Origin of the sequence: Actinomadura graeca (genome assembly GCF_019175365.1) — a bacterium.
Lineage (GTDB): Bacteria > Actinomycetota > Actinomycetes > Streptosporangiales > Streptosporangiaceae > Spirillospora > Spirillospora graeca.
Map to the genome: position 1 here is coordinate 7,055,273 of NZ_CP059572.1, position 14,119 is coordinate 7,069,391.

General features: G+C 73.5%; 18 protein-coding genes. 10 read left to right on the top strand and 8 right to left on the bottom strand.

Annotation, left to right across the window (positions count from 1 at the left end):
* Genes AGRA3207_RS31320 through AGRA3207_RS31340 form a run of 5 tightly spaced genes read left to right on the top strand, consistent with a single transcriptional unit; the run spans position 1 to position 5,572 of the window.
* Positions 1-513, top strand: coding sequence for an NADH-quinone oxidoreductase subunit J family protein (locus AGRA3207_RS31320; RefSeq protein ID WP_231330731.1), 513 nt, complete (start codon positions 1-3; stop codon positions 511-513).
* Positions 510-815, top strand: a complete 306-nt coding sequence (gene nuoK / locus AGRA3207_RS31325; protein WP_231330732.1) for an NADH-quinone oxidoreductase subunit NuoK — start codon at positions 510-512, stop codon at positions 813-815. Before AGRA3207_RS31320 ends, nuoK begins: the two co-directional genes overlap by 4 nt.
* Positions 812-2,650 (top strand): NADH-quinone oxidoreductase subunit 5 family protein, encoded by a 1,839-nt coding sequence (locus tag AGRA3207_RS31330; protein WP_231330733.1) that lies wholly within the window; start codon positions 812-814, stop codon positions 2,648-2,650. Before nuoK ends, AGRA3207_RS31330 begins: the two co-directional genes overlap by 4 nt.
* A 1-nt stretch (position 2,651) precedes the next feature.
* Positions 2,652-4,139: a complex I subunit 4 family protein gene (locus tag AGRA3207_RS31335; RefSeq protein ID WP_231330734.1), complete on the top strand. Its 1,488-nt coding sequence runs from the start codon at positions 2,652-2,654 to the stop codon at positions 4,137-4,139.
* Between the two features lie 17 nt (positions 4,140-4,156).
* Positions 4,157-5,572: an NADH-quinone oxidoreductase subunit N gene (locus AGRA3207_RS31340; protein WP_231330735.1), complete on the top strand. Its 1,416-nt coding sequence runs from the start codon at positions 4,157-4,159 to the stop codon at positions 5,570-5,572.
* A gap of 57 nt (positions 5,573-5,629) precedes the next feature.
* Here the strand turns inward: AGRA3207_RS31340 and AGRA3207_RS31345 are convergent, their stop codons facing one another.
* From AGRA3207_RS31345 to AGRA3207_RS31370, 6 genes are all read right to left on the bottom strand, one after another.
* The gene (locus AGRA3207_RS31345) at positions 5,630-6,025 is read right to left on the bottom strand and encodes an NUDIX hydrolase (RefSeq protein ID WP_231330736.1); all 396 of its coding nucleotides are present in this window, start codon (positions 6,023-6,025) and stop codon (positions 5,630-5,632) included.
* 5 nt (positions 6,026-6,030) lie between these two features.
* The gene (locus AGRA3207_RS31350; protein ID WP_231330737.1) at positions 6,031-6,852 is read right to left on the bottom strand and encodes an SAM hydrolase/SAM-dependent halogenase family protein; all 822 of its coding nucleotides are present in this window, start codon (positions 6,850-6,852) and stop codon (positions 6,031-6,033) included.
* A 26-nt stretch (positions 6,853-6,878) separates the two neighbouring features.
* On the bottom strand, positions 6,879-7,238 hold the full coding sequence (locus AGRA3207_RS31355; protein ID WP_231330738.1) for a DUF202 domain-containing protein: 360 nt from the start codon (positions 7,236-7,238) through the stop codon (positions 6,879-6,881).
* Positions 7,235-7,618 carry a YidH family protein gene (locus AGRA3207_RS31360; RefSeq protein WP_231330739.1) on the bottom strand — a complete coding sequence of 128 codons (384 nt, stop codon included), beginning with the start codon at positions 7,616-7,618 and terminating at the stop codon, positions 7,235-7,237. The genes AGRA3207_RS31355 and AGRA3207_RS31360 overlap by 4 nt, the downstream gene beginning before the upstream one ends.
* 127 nt (positions 7,619-7,745) lie before the next feature.
* Entirely contained in the window at positions 7,746-8,375 is a 630-nt protein-coding gene (locus AGRA3207_RS31365) for a MerR family transcriptional regulator (protein WP_231330740.1), read from the bottom strand.
* Positions 8,376-8,581: 206 nt separating this feature from the next.
* Entirely contained in the window at positions 8,582-9,301 is a 720-nt protein-coding gene (locus tag AGRA3207_RS31370) for an IclR family transcriptional regulator (protein WP_231330741.1), read from the bottom strand.
* A gap of 102 nt (positions 9,302-9,403) precedes the next feature.
* On the opposite strand from AGRA3207_RS31370, the gene leuC reads away from it, so the two are divergent.
* The 4 genes from leuC to AGRA3207_RS31390 all read left to right on the top strand — a co-directional run bounded on the left by leuC (position 9,404) and on the right by AGRA3207_RS31390 (position 12,216).
* Positions 9,404-10,819 (top strand): 3-isopropylmalate dehydratase large subunit, encoded by a 1,416-nt coding sequence (gene leuC / locus AGRA3207_RS31375; RefSeq protein ID WP_231330742.1) that lies wholly within the window; start codon positions 9,404-9,406, stop codon positions 10,817-10,819.
* A gap of 1 nt (position 10,820) precedes the next feature.
* Positions 10,821-11,408, top strand: a complete 588-nt coding sequence (gene leuD, locus AGRA3207_RS31380) for a 3-isopropylmalate dehydratase small subunit (RefSeq protein ID WP_231330743.1) — start codon at positions 10,821-10,823, stop codon at positions 11,406-11,408.
* 134 nt (positions 11,409-11,542) lie between these two features.
* Positions 11,543-11,776: an SCO5555 family protein gene (locus AGRA3207_RS31385; RefSeq protein ID WP_231330744.1), complete on the top strand. Its 234-nt coding sequence runs from the start codon at positions 11,543-11,545 to the stop codon at positions 11,774-11,776.
* A gap of 158 nt (positions 11,777-11,934) precedes the next feature.
* A complete protein-coding gene (locus AGRA3207_RS31390) occupies positions 11,935-12,216 on the top strand; it encodes an HU family DNA-binding protein (RefSeq protein ID WP_231330745.1) in 282 nt (93 codons plus the stop codon).
* Between the two features lie 78 nt (positions 12,217-12,294).
* Here AGRA3207_RS31390 and AGRA3207_RS31395 read toward each other — a convergent pair whose 3' ends face one another.
* Entirely contained in the window at positions 12,295-12,501 is a 207-nt protein-coding gene (locus tag AGRA3207_RS31395) for a hypothetical protein (RefSeq protein WP_231330746.1), read from the bottom strand.
* Between the two features lie 9 nt (positions 12,502-12,510).
* Positions 12,511-13,179, bottom strand: a complete 669-nt coding sequence (cofC, locus tag AGRA3207_RS31400) for a 2-phospho-L-lactate guanylyltransferase (RefSeq protein WP_231330747.1) — start codon at positions 13,177-13,179, stop codon at positions 12,511-12,513.
* A gap of 85 nt (positions 13,180-13,264) precedes the next feature.
* On the opposite strand from cofC, the gene AGRA3207_RS31405 reads away from it, so the two are divergent.
* Positions 13,265-14,116 (top strand): lysophospholipid acyltransferase family protein, encoded by an 852-nt coding sequence (locus tag AGRA3207_RS31405; protein ID WP_231330748.1) that lies wholly within the window; start codon positions 13,265-13,267, stop codon positions 14,114-14,116.
* Positions 14,117-14,119 lie beyond the last annotated feature (3 nt).

The window sequence follows — 14,119 nt, forward strand, 5'->3', positions numbered from 1 at the left end:
ATGGAAACGGTCGCGTTCTGGATCCTGGGAGTCGCGGCGGTCGGGACCGGTGCCGCGGTGTTCGCCGTGGACTCGATGGCACGGGCCACGTTCGCGCTGCTCGCCTCGTTCCTGTGCACCGGGGGCGAGCTGCTGCTCGCCGGCCTGCACTACCTCGGCGTGCTGGTGATCCTGATGATGATCATGGAGATGCTGGTGATGGCCGTCTTCATGGTCATGTACATGATGAACCCGGCCGGGCTCATGCCGATGACGATGCTGCACAACACGCGCGGCGCGCTCGCCATCGCGGGCGCCGCGTTCGCGGCGATGACGGCGGGGATCCTCACGGTCCCGTGGCCGGAGCGCCGGGGCCGCCCGCCGCGCGACCCCGCCTTCGCGCTCGGGGAGGCGGTCATGGGACCGGCGATGCTCGTGATGATCGTGATCGGCCTCGCCATCCTGGTCACCATGATCGCCACCGTGGTCCTGGCCACGGACCGCGGCCGCTACGACCGGGACCGCGCGCGGTGAGCCTCCAGGCGTTCCTGCTGCTCGCCGCCGCGCTCTTCTCGGTGGGACTGTTCGGCGCGCTGTCGCAGCAGTCGGTCGTGATGCTGCTGATGGGCCTCGAACTCATGATCAACGGGCTGCTGGTCGCGGCGGGCGGGTTCTGGCTGCGCGTCTCCCCGTCCGGCGCGGACGGGCAGGTCCTCGTGCTGGTCGCGATCACGGTGATGGCGCTGGAGATGGCGATGGGGTTCGCCGTGGTCACCGCCCTGTTCCGGGCCCGCGACGTGGACGTCACCGACGACGCGGGGGACCTCAAGGGATGATCTTCGCCCTCTGCGGGACGCCGTTGCTGGCCGGGACGCTGCTGCTGCTCGCGGCCCACCTGCCTGCGAGCCGTCTGTCCGCGGGTCACCTGCTCGCCGGCCACCGGGCCGACCGAGTGGCGCCGGTTGCGGGCGTCGCCACCGCCCTCCTGGTGCTCGGCCTTGCGGTCACCGTGGCCGTCACCCGTCCGGTCGCGCGGTTCGCGTTGCTCCCGGGACGGCCGGGCGGATTGGCGGTGGACGCGCTGTCCGCCGTCCTGGCGCTGACCGTCGCGTCCGTCCTGCTGGCGGTCCTTTTGCACGCTGCGGGGGAGCGGTACGGGGCCCGGTTCACCGGGCTGATGCTGGTGTTCGCGGGCGCGATGCTGGTCACCGTCACCGCGTCCGACCTGGTCCTGCTCCTGATGGGCTGGGAGGTGATGGGCGCGATGTCGTACGCCCTCATCGGCTACCGCTGGCGGGACGCGGACCGCGTGCGCGCGGCGGATCTCGCCTTCCTCACCACCCGGGCCGCAGACGTCGGCCTGTACGTGGCGGCGGGCTTCGCCCTCGCGGGAACCCGGTCACTGGGGCTCGGAGACCTGGCCGCGGCCGGGTCGCCGTGGCGTGACCTCGTCGCGGCCGGTGTCGTCCTGGCGGCGATGGGAAAATCCGCGCAGCCGCCGTTCTCGTTCTGGCTGTCCAAGGCGATGGCAGGTCCCAGCCAGGTCTCGGCGCTGCTGCACTCGGCCACCATGGTCGCCGCCGGGGCCTACCTGCTGCTCCGCCTGAACCCGCTTCTGGACGCGACCGGCTGGGCGGACACGTTCGTCGCCTGGGCCGGTGCGCTGACCGCGCTCGTCCTCGGAGGGGTCGCGCTCGTCCAGGACGACCTGAAGCAGCTGCTGGCGGCGTCCACCTGCGCGCAGCTCGGCTTCATGATGCTGGGCGCCGGGGCCGGGACGGTGGTCGGCGGCGCGTCCCTCCTCGTCGCGCACGCGGCGGTGAAGAGCCTGCTGTTCCTGTGCGCGGGGTCGTGGCTGACCGCCCTCGGCACGCAACGCCTGGCCGGGCTGGAGGGCGCCGCCCGCCGTCGCCGCCTGACCGGCCTCACGTTCTCCGCGGGCGCGCTCGCCTTGGCCGGGCTGCCGCCCCTCTCGATCTGGATCACCAAGGACACCGTGCTTGTGGCGGCCGGGGAGCGCTCGTCCGCCCTGTTCGCCGTGGCGTTGGCCGCCTCCGCGCTGTCCGCCGCCTACGCGGCGAGGGCCCTGCGCATCGTGTGGCGTCCAGCCTCGGCCGTTGGACGCGGGACCGGGGCGGGCGCGCTGGAGTGGCTGCCGCTGACGGCGCTGGCCGTGGCCGCCTGCGTCCTCGGCGCCGTCCCGTGGCGGCGGGTCCTCGACGCCCCGCCCGCGGCTCCGGGCGCCGGCGGCCCGGACGTGCGGGGGCTGGCCGTGTCCGGGCTGCTGGCGATCCTGGTGATCGTCATCGCGTGGACGAGGCCGCGGGTCCCGCAGCCGGGGTGGGCCCTGGGATGGCTCTACCTGCAACGGGCGGCCGAGGCCGGTGTCGTCCGTCCCGTGTTCGGCCTGGCGCGGGCGCTGGCGTGGTTCGACGACCACGTCGTGGACGGCGCGGTGCGAGGCGCCGCCCGCGGCGGGCTGCGGACGGCACGGCTGGCCGCACGCGGTGTCGAGCTCCGCGTGGACGGCCTGGTCGGCGCGGTCGCGCACGCCACCCGCGCGCTCGCCGCGCTCGCCCGGCGCCCGCAGACCGGGCAGCTCCACATGTACCTCGCCCAGGCCGCGGTGGTGCTCGCGGTGCTCGTCGCCGTCGCGGTCCTGGCGGGGTGACGTGCTCTCGCTGCTGATCTTCCTTCCGCTGGCCGCCGCGCTCGGTGCGGCGGTCGTCCCCCGGCGCGCGGTGACGCGGGTGTGGGCGGGCGCGTGCCTCGCGGACCTGGCGCTCGTCATCGCCCTGTGGGTCGCGCACGGGACGCGTCCGGGGGTGTCGTACGAGACGGACGTCCGGTGGATCCCCTCCGTCCACGCGGGCTACCACGTGGGCGCCGACGGGCTGTCGCTGCCGCTGCTCACCCTGACCGCCGTGCTCTTCGCCGCGTGCGCGGTCTACTCGCTGCGGCAGGAGCACCGGGTGCGCGAGTACGCCGTCCTGTTCCTCTTCCTGGAGACGGTGTGCCTGGGGGTGTTCGCGGCCCTCGACCTGCTGCTGTTCTTCGTCTTCTTCGACCTGTCGATCGTCGGCATGTACTTCGTGATCCTGCTGTGGGGTCACGGCGGCCGCGCGCGGTCGGCGCTGACGTTCTTCCTCTACACCTTCCTCGGGTCGCTCGTCCTGCTGCTGGGGTTCATCGGCCTGTACCTGGGCGCCGACCCCCACACCTTCGACATCGTCGAGCTGACCCGCACGCCGCCGCTGGCCGGATCCGCCGGTCTGGCCGGGCTGACATTGCTCGCCATCGGGATCGGCCTGGGGGTGAAGACGCCGGTCGTCCCGTTCCACACCTGGCTGCCGCCCGCGCACACCGACGCGCCCGCCGCCGGGTCGGCGATCCTCGCCGGGGTCATGCTGAAGATGGGGACGTACGGGCTCGTCCGGATCGCGATGCCGGTGCTGCCGGACGCGTGGCGCCGCTTCGCCTGGGTGTTCCTGGCGGTCGGCCTGGCCGGCGTCCTGTACGGGGCGCTGGTGGCGCTCGCGCAGGAGAACGCCAAGCGGCTCGTCGCGTACACCTCCGTCAACCACATGGGGTACGTGGTCCTGGCGCTCGGCGCGGCCGGGTACGCCTCCGGCGACGCCGACGCGCGGCGGCTGGCCGTGACGGGCGCGGTGACGCAGATGGTCAGCCACGGGCTCGTGACCGGCGCGCTGTTCCTGCTGTGCGGGGTCCTGTACGACCGGGCGGGCGAGTACGGCCTCGGACGGTTCGGCGGCGTCGCGGGCACCGCGCCCGTCTTCTCCGCGCTGCTCGCGGTGGCGGCGTTCGCCTCGCTCGGCCTGCCCGGGCTGTCCGGGTTCATCGCCGATTTCCAGATCTTCGCCGGGACGATCGGGAGCGGCACCACCGCGGCGGCCGTCGCCGGGGCCCTGGCCGTCCTCGGCATCCTCCTCACCGCCGGGCTGTTCCTGCGCGTGCTGCACCGCGTCCTGACGGGAGCGCCCGGCGAACTGACCGCCCGGGTCACCGACGTGCGGCGGGACGAGGCGGGGGCCGTCGTGCCGCTGCTCGCGGTGTCGGTGCTCGTCGGCGTCGTCCCGCGCGTGCTGCTCGACACGGTAGAGCCGCTGTCGGCCGCCGTGATCGCGCTGGTGGGACGGTGATGGCCGGTGGAGCGGTGATGGCCGGTGGGGCGGTCGTGGCCGGTGAAGCGATGATGAACGAGAACCCGGCCGACCTCGCGCCGGAGCTGTGCGTGCTCGCCGCCGCCGTGCTCGGGCTGGTCACGGGCCTCTTCCTGCCCCGCGCGCGGCAGTGGCCGGTGGCGGTGATCTGCTCGGCCGGTCTGCTCGCCGGGCTGGCCGCGACCGCCGCCGCCGCGACCCGCGCCGACCTCACGGCGTTCGCCTCGTTCGAGATCGACCCGGTCACCCACGTCACCCGGGCCGTCGTCCTCGGCTCGGCCCTGCCCGTCATCGTCCTCGCCGCCGCACGGGTGCGCGGGCATCCGCGTGAGAGCGAGCACTACGTCCTGATCCTGTTCTCGGCGCTGGGCACGCTCGTGCTGGGCGCCTCGTCCGACCTGCTGGTGCTGGTGAGCGCGTACCTGCTGGCGAGCATCCCCGCGTACGCGCTCGCCGGGTTCGGCAAGGACCCCCCGGGGACCGAGGCCGCGCTGAAGTACTACCTGATGGGCGCGTTCCTCGGCGTGCTGATGCTGACCGGTGTCACCCTGCTGTACGGGGTGGGGCGCGGCACGTCCTTCACCGTGCTGCGGGAGAACCTGGGCGACGCACCGGCGGCGGCCGTCGCCGTGGGCGTCGTCGCGTTGCTGGCCGGGCCGCTGTTCAAGGCGGGCGCCGTCCCCGGGCACTTCTGGGTCCCGGACGTCGCGGAAGGGGCCTCACCGCCCGTCGCCGCGTTCGTCACCACCGTCCCGAAGATCGGCGCGTTCGCCGTCCTCTACCGGATCGGCGCCGCCGCGCTGCCTCCGGGCGCCGCCGGGTGGCCCGCCCTCGTCGGGGTGGTCGCCGCCGCGACGATGACGCTGGGCAACCTCGCCGCGTTCGGCCAGGACAACGTCCGGCGGCTGCTCGCCTACTCGACCGTCGGCCAGGCCGGTTACCTGCTGGTCCCGGTCGCCATGGCCGGGCGGACGGAACTCGCGCGCCCGGCGCTGCTGTACTACCTCGCCGCCTACGCCGTCACCAACATCGGCGCGTTCGCCGTGGTCGTCGCGGCGGGCCGGGACGGCCTGCCCGGCTACACCGGTCTCCTCCGCGCCTCACCGCCCCTCGGCCTCTCCCTGATCGTCTGCCTGCTCGGCTTCGTCGGCACGCCCCCGACCGCCGTGTTCGTCGGGAAGGTCCTGATGTTCGGCGCCGCGCTGGACGGCGGCTCCACCTGGCTCGCCGTGGTCGCCGCCGCCAACACGGTCGCGAGCGTCTTCTACTACCTGCGCTGGATCGTCCCGCTGTTCGGCCGCCCGGACGGGAACGCGCCGCGCCCCGCACGCGCGCCCACGGCGGTCGCCGCCGTCGCCGCGCTCGCCTCGATCGCCCTCGGCGTCGGCAGCGGCATCGCGCTAGCCGCCTGACCGGGGCGCGTACCGGCGTCCACGACGAAAGTCGGGGGGACCGCGCCCGAAGATCGATCAGGCGAGCAGGCCGCGCTCCCCGGCGAGGTCGAGGGCGGCGCGGGAGGCGGGCGCGAGCAGATGCCGCTCGCCCGGTGCGACGTAGCGGTACTCGTCGACCTCCCCGGCGGCGGCCATCGCGCCGCTGTAGGACGCCGTGAAGCACGCCATCCGCACCCGCGCGAAGCCGGGCTGGTCGTGCGCGGCGGCGCGGACCACGCCCAGCTCGCGGAAGGACGCCTCGTCCAGCTCCAGGTCGAGCTCCTCGCGCACCTCGCGGGACAGCGCGGACCAGTCGCTCTCGCCCGGCTCGCGCTTGCCGCCCGGCAGGTAGAGCAGGTCACGGCCGCGGGAGCGGACGGCGAGCAGCCGCCCCTCCGTCACCTGCACCCAGGCGACCACGTCGAGCTCCATGCCGGTCAGTCTGCCAGCCCGATCGTGACGGTGCCGTCGCGTCCCAGGCCGAACCGCGCCGCCGCGGAACCCTGGTTGACGGCCAGGCCGAGATGCCCGGACGAGTCGACCCACAGCAGCGGGTCGCCCACCGCGACGCTCCCGAACGTCTCCGCGAACACGACCGGTTCGGCGGCCGGGCCGCCCGTGCCGTGCACCCGGGCCACCAGCGCGGCGCCGTACTCCAGGTCGCCGAGGGCCTCGGCGAGGTCGCCGGGCCCGGCGTTGAGGATCACGCTGCCGAACCGGTCGACGTACAGGACGGCGGCGGTCAGGGCACGGCCGCCGGTCTCCGGTGGGGCGACGTCGAGGGGCAGCGGCACGGCGGGCGGGCCCAGCTCCGCGACGTCCACGCCGAGCGCGAGGTGCGCGGCGGCGGGGGAGAAGACGTCCCGCCCGTGGAACGTGGCGGACACCGAGGGCAGCCGGTACGACCGGTCCTCCAGGATGTGCGCGCGCACCACGCCGCCCAGTTCCTCCGCCGCAGGGACGAACAGCCCGTTGTCGGGGCCGACGAGCAGGTCTCCGCGCCCGGTCTCGATCGCCAGCGGGAGCCGCGGCGTGCCGACACCGGGATCGACGATGCCGACGTGCACGCCCGGGGGCAGGTAGGGCAGCGCCTGCCGCAGCAGCATCGCGCCCTCGGCGACGGCGTACGGCGTCACCTCGTCGGACAGCACCAGCACGGTCGCGGCCGGGGCGATCGAGTAGACGACACCGGCGCAGATGGCCGTGTAGGCGGCGCCGAAGTCGGTGGTGAGGCTGACGAAAGGGCGGGCGGCCGGCACACGACGACCCTACTCGCGGGACGGGCTCACCCCGGGAGGGCGGAGAGCACGCCCACCAGGCCCAGCATCATCGTCACACCGGTCGCGATCAGGATGGACAGCGGGTCGGCGACCGTGCCCCGCGGTGCCGGTTCCCTGATCCGGCGGCGCCGGTCCCGCAGGGCGGCGCCGGACCGGCGGAGCAGGAGCGCCGCCCCGCCGCAGACGACCGCCGCCGCCGCGGCGGTCCCCGGCGCCGACGGCGCGAACCGCACGCACAGCAGCCCTCCGGCGATCAGCGCGAGCGTGGTGCGCGACCACGCCAGTGCCGTCCGCTCCGGCTGCGCGCCCCGGTCGGGCGGCGGACCCGCGCCCGGTCCGGGTGTCCGGCCCGTGTCCCGGGTCACCGGGTGGCCAGCAGCGCCGCCAGGAGCGTCAGGGCGCCGACGGCCAGCCCGTAGGACATGATCGGCGCCAGCGCCGGAGGCGGCAGCGTCTCGCAGCGGCGGAGCGCCCGCTCGGTCCGCAGCCAGCGGCGGAAGGCCAGCGCGGCCACCAGCGCGCCGGTCGCGGAGAAGCCGATCGCCAGGGCGGCGCGCAGCGGTGCGCCCAGCAGGTCCCCGCTGAGGGCGGCCCCGACACCGCCCGCGATCAGGGCGAGGGCCGTGCGGATCCACGCCAGGAAGGTGCGTTCGTTGGCCAGGGAGAAGCGCGGGTCGGGGTCGGTGCCCTCGGACAGGAGGCGGTCGGTCCACCTGCCGCCCGGGGGGTCCGGTGCTGCGGTCATCGAAGGGTCACTCTGCAATGCTCGGTGTTCGGAGGCGGCGAACACCGCCCCCAGAGCATTCATATTAGGTGAAAAAGGGACATCGAATTCCGACACAATAAACCGGAATTAACGACAACGCCCCTGGTCAGCCGGTACCGAAGCGGCGGGCCGAGGCGTCCTCCTGGGCGAGCCGGTGGAGCGCCGTGAGGACCTGTTCGTACAGGACCGTGGACACCAGCAGCGAATGGACCGTCCTGGCGCGCGGCATGTCGGCGGCAACGCGGCCGATCTCGTGGTCGGCGACCTCGGTCGCGGCCTTCACGTAGGGCCGCAGGTCGGTCAGGGTGATCGGGAAGCCGAGCCGCCGCAGCGCGACGAAGGTGTGGGCCAGCAGGTCGCGGGCCGGGGCGCGGTCGGTCACGGTCCAGCCGAGCTCGCGGACGAGGGCGTCGACGTCCTCGCGGGCGGCGCGCCAGTGGGGGTCGTGGGGGGCGGCGACGTGCGGGCCGATGGCGTACTGGGTGGTGCCGAACAGCTCGTGCAGGCTGACCCCGTCGTCCTCGATGGCCGCGATGATCTGCTGGATCGCGGCGACGGGCAGGTCGCCGACGTCGCGCAGCGCGCTGATCAGCCGCAGCCGTTCCAGGTGCGGCCGGCCGTACTCCGAGCGGGTCGCGCTCACCGACGACCCCTTCGGGAGCAATCCCTCCCGGATGTAGAACTTGATCGTCTGGACCGTCAGGCCGCTGCGATCGCTGAGCTCGGAGATCTGCACCGCTCACCCCCTTGACTGGAGGTTAACGCTATCCAGGGTGACCCATTGGATACTGTCACTATCCAACGGGCTCACATGGTCAAGACCAGATCCGTACTGGAAACGAGACGCACCGGGGGCTGCGGGGCCGATGCCGACCCGTCCGGCCGGGGCATGTCGGACATCGTGTCAAGTGGGCGGCACGGATTTGGGGGCCCGGTTCCGTGTCACGAGGCGGTGCGGCGCATGCCCTCGGAGATCTTCTCCGCGGCGGCGACGACGGGGCCGGCGTGCAGCCTGCCCGGCGCGCGGGTCAGGCGCTCCAGGGGGCCGGAGACGGAGACGGCGGCGATCACCCGACCGCCGGCGCCCCGGATCGGGGCCGAGACCGACCCGACGCCCTGCTCCCGCTCGCCGACGCTCTGGGCCCAGCCCCGGCGGCGGACGGAGGCCAGCGTCGCCGCCTCGAACTTCGCGCCGCGCAGCCCGCGGTGCAGCCGGTCGGGCTCCTCCCAGGCCAGCAGGATCTGCGCGGCCGAGCCCGCGGTCATGGGGAGGGCGGCGCCGACCGGGATCGTGTCGCGCAGGCCGCTGGTGCGCTCGGCGGAGGCCACGCAGACCCGGACGTCCCCCTGGCGGCGGAACAGCGAGGCGCTCTCGCCGGTCAGGTCGCGCAACTGGGCCAGGATCGGCTGGGCGATGGCCAGCAGGCGGTCCTCGCCCGCCGCGACCGCCAGCTCCGCGAGCCTCGGGCCGAGGATGAAACGTCCCTGCGTGTCGCGGTGGACGAGGCGGTGGTGCTCCAGCGCGACGGCCAGCCGGTGCGCGGTCGGCCGGGCCAGCCCGGTGGTCTGGACGAGCTGCGCGAGCGAGGCCGGCCCCGCCTCCAGGGCGTTCAGCACGAGAACCGCTTTGTCAAGTACGCCGACTCCGCTAGAGTTGTCCATGACTTGATATTGCCGTCTCGCAATTTGAGATGCAAGTCGGGGGACGAGCAGGGCTCCGCGACGCGACGGCGCGTCGCCGATCATGACAGTGAGGTGGGAGTGATGGGCCGTACATTGGCCGAGAAGGTGTACGACGCGCACGCCGTGCGGCGTGCCGAGGGTGAGCCGGACCTCCTCTACATCGACCTCCACCTCGTCCACGAGGTCACCAGCCCGCAGGCGTTCGACGGGCTGCGCATGGCCGGCCGCCAGGTCCGCCGCCCCGACCTGACGATCGCCACCGAGGACCACAACGTCCCGACGACGGACCTGCTCAAGCCGATCGCCGACCCGGTGTCGCGCACCCAGGTCGAGACGCTGCGCAAGAACTGCTCGGACTTCGGCGTCCGGCTGCACCCGATGGGCGACGAGGGACAGGGCATCGTCCACGTCATCGGCCCGCAGCTGGGCCTGACCCAGCCGGGCATGACCGTCGTGTGCGGCGACTCGCACACCTCCACGCACGGCGCGTTCGGCGCCCTCGCCTTCGGCATCGGCACCAGCGAGGTCGAGCACGTCCTCGCCACGCAGACCCTCCCGCAGATCCAGCCGAAGACCATGGCCGTGACCGTGGACGGCGCGCTGCCCGAGGGCGTCACCGCCAAGGACCTCATCCTGGCGGTCATCGCCCGGATCGGCACGGGCGGCGGCCAGGGCCACATCATCGAGTACCGCGGCGAGGCGATCAGGTCGCTGTCGATGGAGGGCCGCATGACGGTCTGCAACATGTCCATCGAGGCCGGCGCCCGCGCCGGGATGATCGCCCCTGACGAGACGACCTTCGCCTACCTGAAGGGCCGCCCCCACGCGCCCCAGGGCGCCGACTGGGACGCGGCCGTCGAGTACTGGAAATCCCTGCGCACCGACGACGACGCGGTCTTCGACAAGGAGGTCGTGATCGACGCGGCCGGGCTGACGCCGTTCGTCACCTGGGGCACCAACCCCGGGCAGGGCCTGCCGCTCGGCGAGTCCGTGCCGGACCCCGCGTCCTACGGCGACCCCGCCCAGCGGCAGGCCGCCGAGCGGGCCCTGGAGTACATGGGCCTGACCGCCGGCACGCCGCTGCGCGAGATCGCCGTGGACACCGTCTTCGTCGGCTCCTGCACCAACGGCCGCATCGAGGACCTCCGCGCGGTCGCGGGCGTCCTCCGGGGCCGCACGGTCGCCGACGGCGTCCGGATGCTGGTCGTCCCCGGCTCCATGAAGGTCAAGAAGCAGGCCGAGGACGAGGGCCTGGACGAGGTCATCTCCGCCGCCGGCGCCGAGTGGCGCGAGGCCGGCTGCTCGATGTGCCTCGCCATGAACCCCGACAAGCTCACCCCGGGGGAGCGCAGCGCCTCCACGTCCAACCGCAACTTCGAAGGCCGGCAGGGCCCCGGCGGCCGCACCCACCTGGTGTCGCCCGCCGTGGCCGCCGCGACCGCCGTGACCGGCCGCCTGGCCGCGCCCCAGGACCTCGGCGACTCTGGAAAGGGCTGACATGGAAGCGTTCACCACCTACACCGGCCGCGCGGTGCCGCTGCGGCGCAGCAACGTCGACACCGACCAGATCATCCCGGCGGTCTGGCTGAAGCAGGTCAGCCGCACCGGCTTCGACAAGGGCCTGTTCTCCGCCTGGCGCGAGGACCCGGAGTTCGTCCTGAACCAGCCCCGGTACGAGGGCGCGGGGATCCTGGTCGCCGGGCCCGACTTCGGCACCGGCTCCTCCCGCGAGCACGCCGTCTGGGCGCTCCAGCAGTACGGGTTCCGCGTCGTCATCGCGCCGCGCTTCGGGGACATCTTCCGCAACAACTCCACGAAGATGGGGCTGCTCCCGGTCGTCCTCGGCGGCGAGCAGGTCGAGGAGATCCAGGCCCGGGTCGAGGAGGACCCGGCCCTGGAGATCACCGTCGACCTGGCCGCCCGCGAGGTCCGCTATGGCGCCGTCACCGCCGCCTTCGAGATCGACGACTACACCCGCTGGCGCCTCATGGAGGGCCTGGACGACATCGGGCTGACCCTCCGCCACGGCGACGCGATCACGGCGTTCGAGGCCCGGCGCGCCCCCTGGCTGCCCGTCACCGTCTGACCCGTTCCGCCCAGGCCCGGCCCGCCGTCCGATACGGCGCGCCGGGCCTTCGGCGACCCCGGATGTGCGCCCCCGACCTCGCGCAAGGGACAATTCCCTTGTACGAAGCCCGTTCGAACTGTTGGGGGCATGATTTGAGCACGGTCCCATGGACCGCGCCGGAATGGGACGACCCGGCGCTGACCCGGCTCGCACGGCGGTTGCGCGACGCCCACAGGGCCGTCGCGCCGCTGCCGCCGGAGACGCGCCAGCGGCTCATCCGCCACCTGCTGGCGATCACCGATCTGGCCAAGAGGGACGCGGAATTGGCCGCACGCAGGCTCGACGCGTTCCTCGCCGATTTCCACGAGGTGCCCGACGTCCGTTAACGTGCCCAGTGGCCGGATCCGGTCCGGTCACCCGGCGAGACGGGGGCGAGGCCGACAAAAACGCCAGCGACACGGCAACTCATGCGTGCAGGTGATTGTGTCAATGCTAGAGGTCCCTTAGTTTCGTTCGGGCAAGGGGGGAACTAGAGGAGTAACCCATGAACAAGCGTGAGCTGGTCGACGCCATCTCTGGCCGGCTGGGCAGCAACAAGAAGATCGCAGGCGAGGCCCTCGACGCGATCCTGGAGACGATCCAGGAAACCGTCGCCAAGGGCGACAAGGTCGCGATCACGGGGTTCGGTTCGTTCGAGAAGGCCGACCGGCCTGCCCGCACGGCCCGCAACCCCGCAACGGGAAAGACGATCCAGGTCCCCGCGACGTCCGTGCCGAAGTTCAAGGCCGGCGCGGACTTCAAGAACCTGGTGGCGGGCAAGAAGTAGCCTCGCCGCGCGTTATTCGTTTTCCATCAGGGCCAGGGGGGCTCGCCCCCTTGGCCCTGATCGTGCGCGCGTCATGGCCTAGGACGGCGGCAGCGGGAACGTCGAGAGCGTCACGGCCGACACCCGGTCGCCGTCCATCGCCAGGTTGACCCGCTGCCCGAACCGCGCCAGCCTCAGCCCGCCCGCGTCGAACGCCCCGGCGTCGAAGGGCAGCTCGGTGCCGTCGTCGAGCAGCACGCTCCCCGATCGCGTCTCCGCGTCGAACGCCTTCACGGTCCCTTGCATGCCCGCACCCTACCCCGGCGCCGCGGTCCGGAGCCGGGCCGCGACCGCGGTGGTGCGCGGGCCCGCGCCGAGCGCCAGGGCGGCCCTCAGGTCCTCGGGGGTGTCGACGTCGCGGCGGACGCTGTCGGTCGCGGGCAGGAGCAGCTCGCGGGCGCCCCTCGCGCGGTGCGCGGCGCGGGAGCCGGCGCCGAAGGCGGGGGAGAAGGGGACGCCGGGCCGGACGGTGTAGAGGGTGGTCCCGGTGCCCGCGGCGTCCGGGAGGAACGCCTCGGGCGCCAGCGCGGCGGCTTCGAGGACGCGGGCGAGTTCATTCGCCCTCAAAGCGGGCAAGTCGGCTGAAAGTGCACCCACTCCGGCGTCCGGGGACAGCTCCCGGCCGCGTCCCGCGCCGTGCACCAGGGCCGGGTTCAGGCCGGCGTCCGGCTCGTCGGGGACCACACGGGCGCCGAGGGCGGCCAGCTCGGCGGCCGGGAGGGGATCGTCGGTGACCACTATCACATCGCCGACCCGGGGGCAGCGGAGCGCCGCGGCGACGGTGTCGGCCGCCAGCGCGAGCGCGAGGTCACGCCGGTGCGGGCCCGCCGCCGCGGACATGCGGGTCTTGGCCCGCGCCAGCACCTTGACCGGCACGACGAGCGACCACTGGAGATGAGGCGCGCTGGGCGCTGCTGTAGACATGGCAACTCGACACTATGCGCACGCAACCGCGAGACTTGAGGACACCCCGCGTTCACGTGGGGGACCGACCGAGGAGGGACGGGGCATGGGCCACGGGTATTCGCCGGCATGGCGGAAGCTCACGATCGTCATCCTGCGCCCGCTGCTGTCCGGGCTCCTGAAGCGCGACTGGCAAGGCCAGGGGAACGTGCCCGGGAAGGGCGGCCTGATCATCGCCTCGAACCACATCTCCGAGTCGGACCCGCTGGCCCTCGCCCACTTCGTCTACGAGTCCGGCCGCTACCCGGTCTACCTGGCCAAGTCCACGCTGTTCGACGTCCGGTTCCTGCGGGGCGTGCTGCGCGGGACGGGCCAGATCCCCGTCCACCGCGACCGCGCCGACGCCGCGCTCGCGCTTGAGGACGCCGAGAAGGCGCTGGTGGACGGCGAATGCCTGATGTTCTACCCCGAGGGGAGCTGCACCCGCGACCCGGAGCTGTGGCCGATGACCGGCCAGACCGGGGTGGCGCGGATGGCGCTGCGAACCGGCGCCGCCGTCGTCCCGGTGGCGAACTGGGGCGCGCACGAGCTGCTGCCCTACAAGAAGGGCGAGCAGAAGGGGCTGGCGGGACGTCTGAAGAAGGGCTTCCACCCGTTCCCCCGCAAGACGATGAAGGTCATCGCCGGGCCGCCCGTGGACCTGTCCCGCTACCGGGAGCGCCCGCTCGACAAGGGCACCCTGCGGGCCGCCACCGACGACATCATGGACGCCATCACCGGCCTGCTCGCCGAGCTGCGCGGCCAGCGTCCCCCGGCGGAGCGCTACGACCACCACAAGGTGCTGGAGGAGCGGCGCCGCGCGGGCGCGGCCGCCGTGCCCGGCCCGGGGCCGGACGGCGTCGCGTCACCGGACGCCGCCGTGTCCGAGGCCGCCGAAAGGAAGGCGGACGGCTCGTGACCT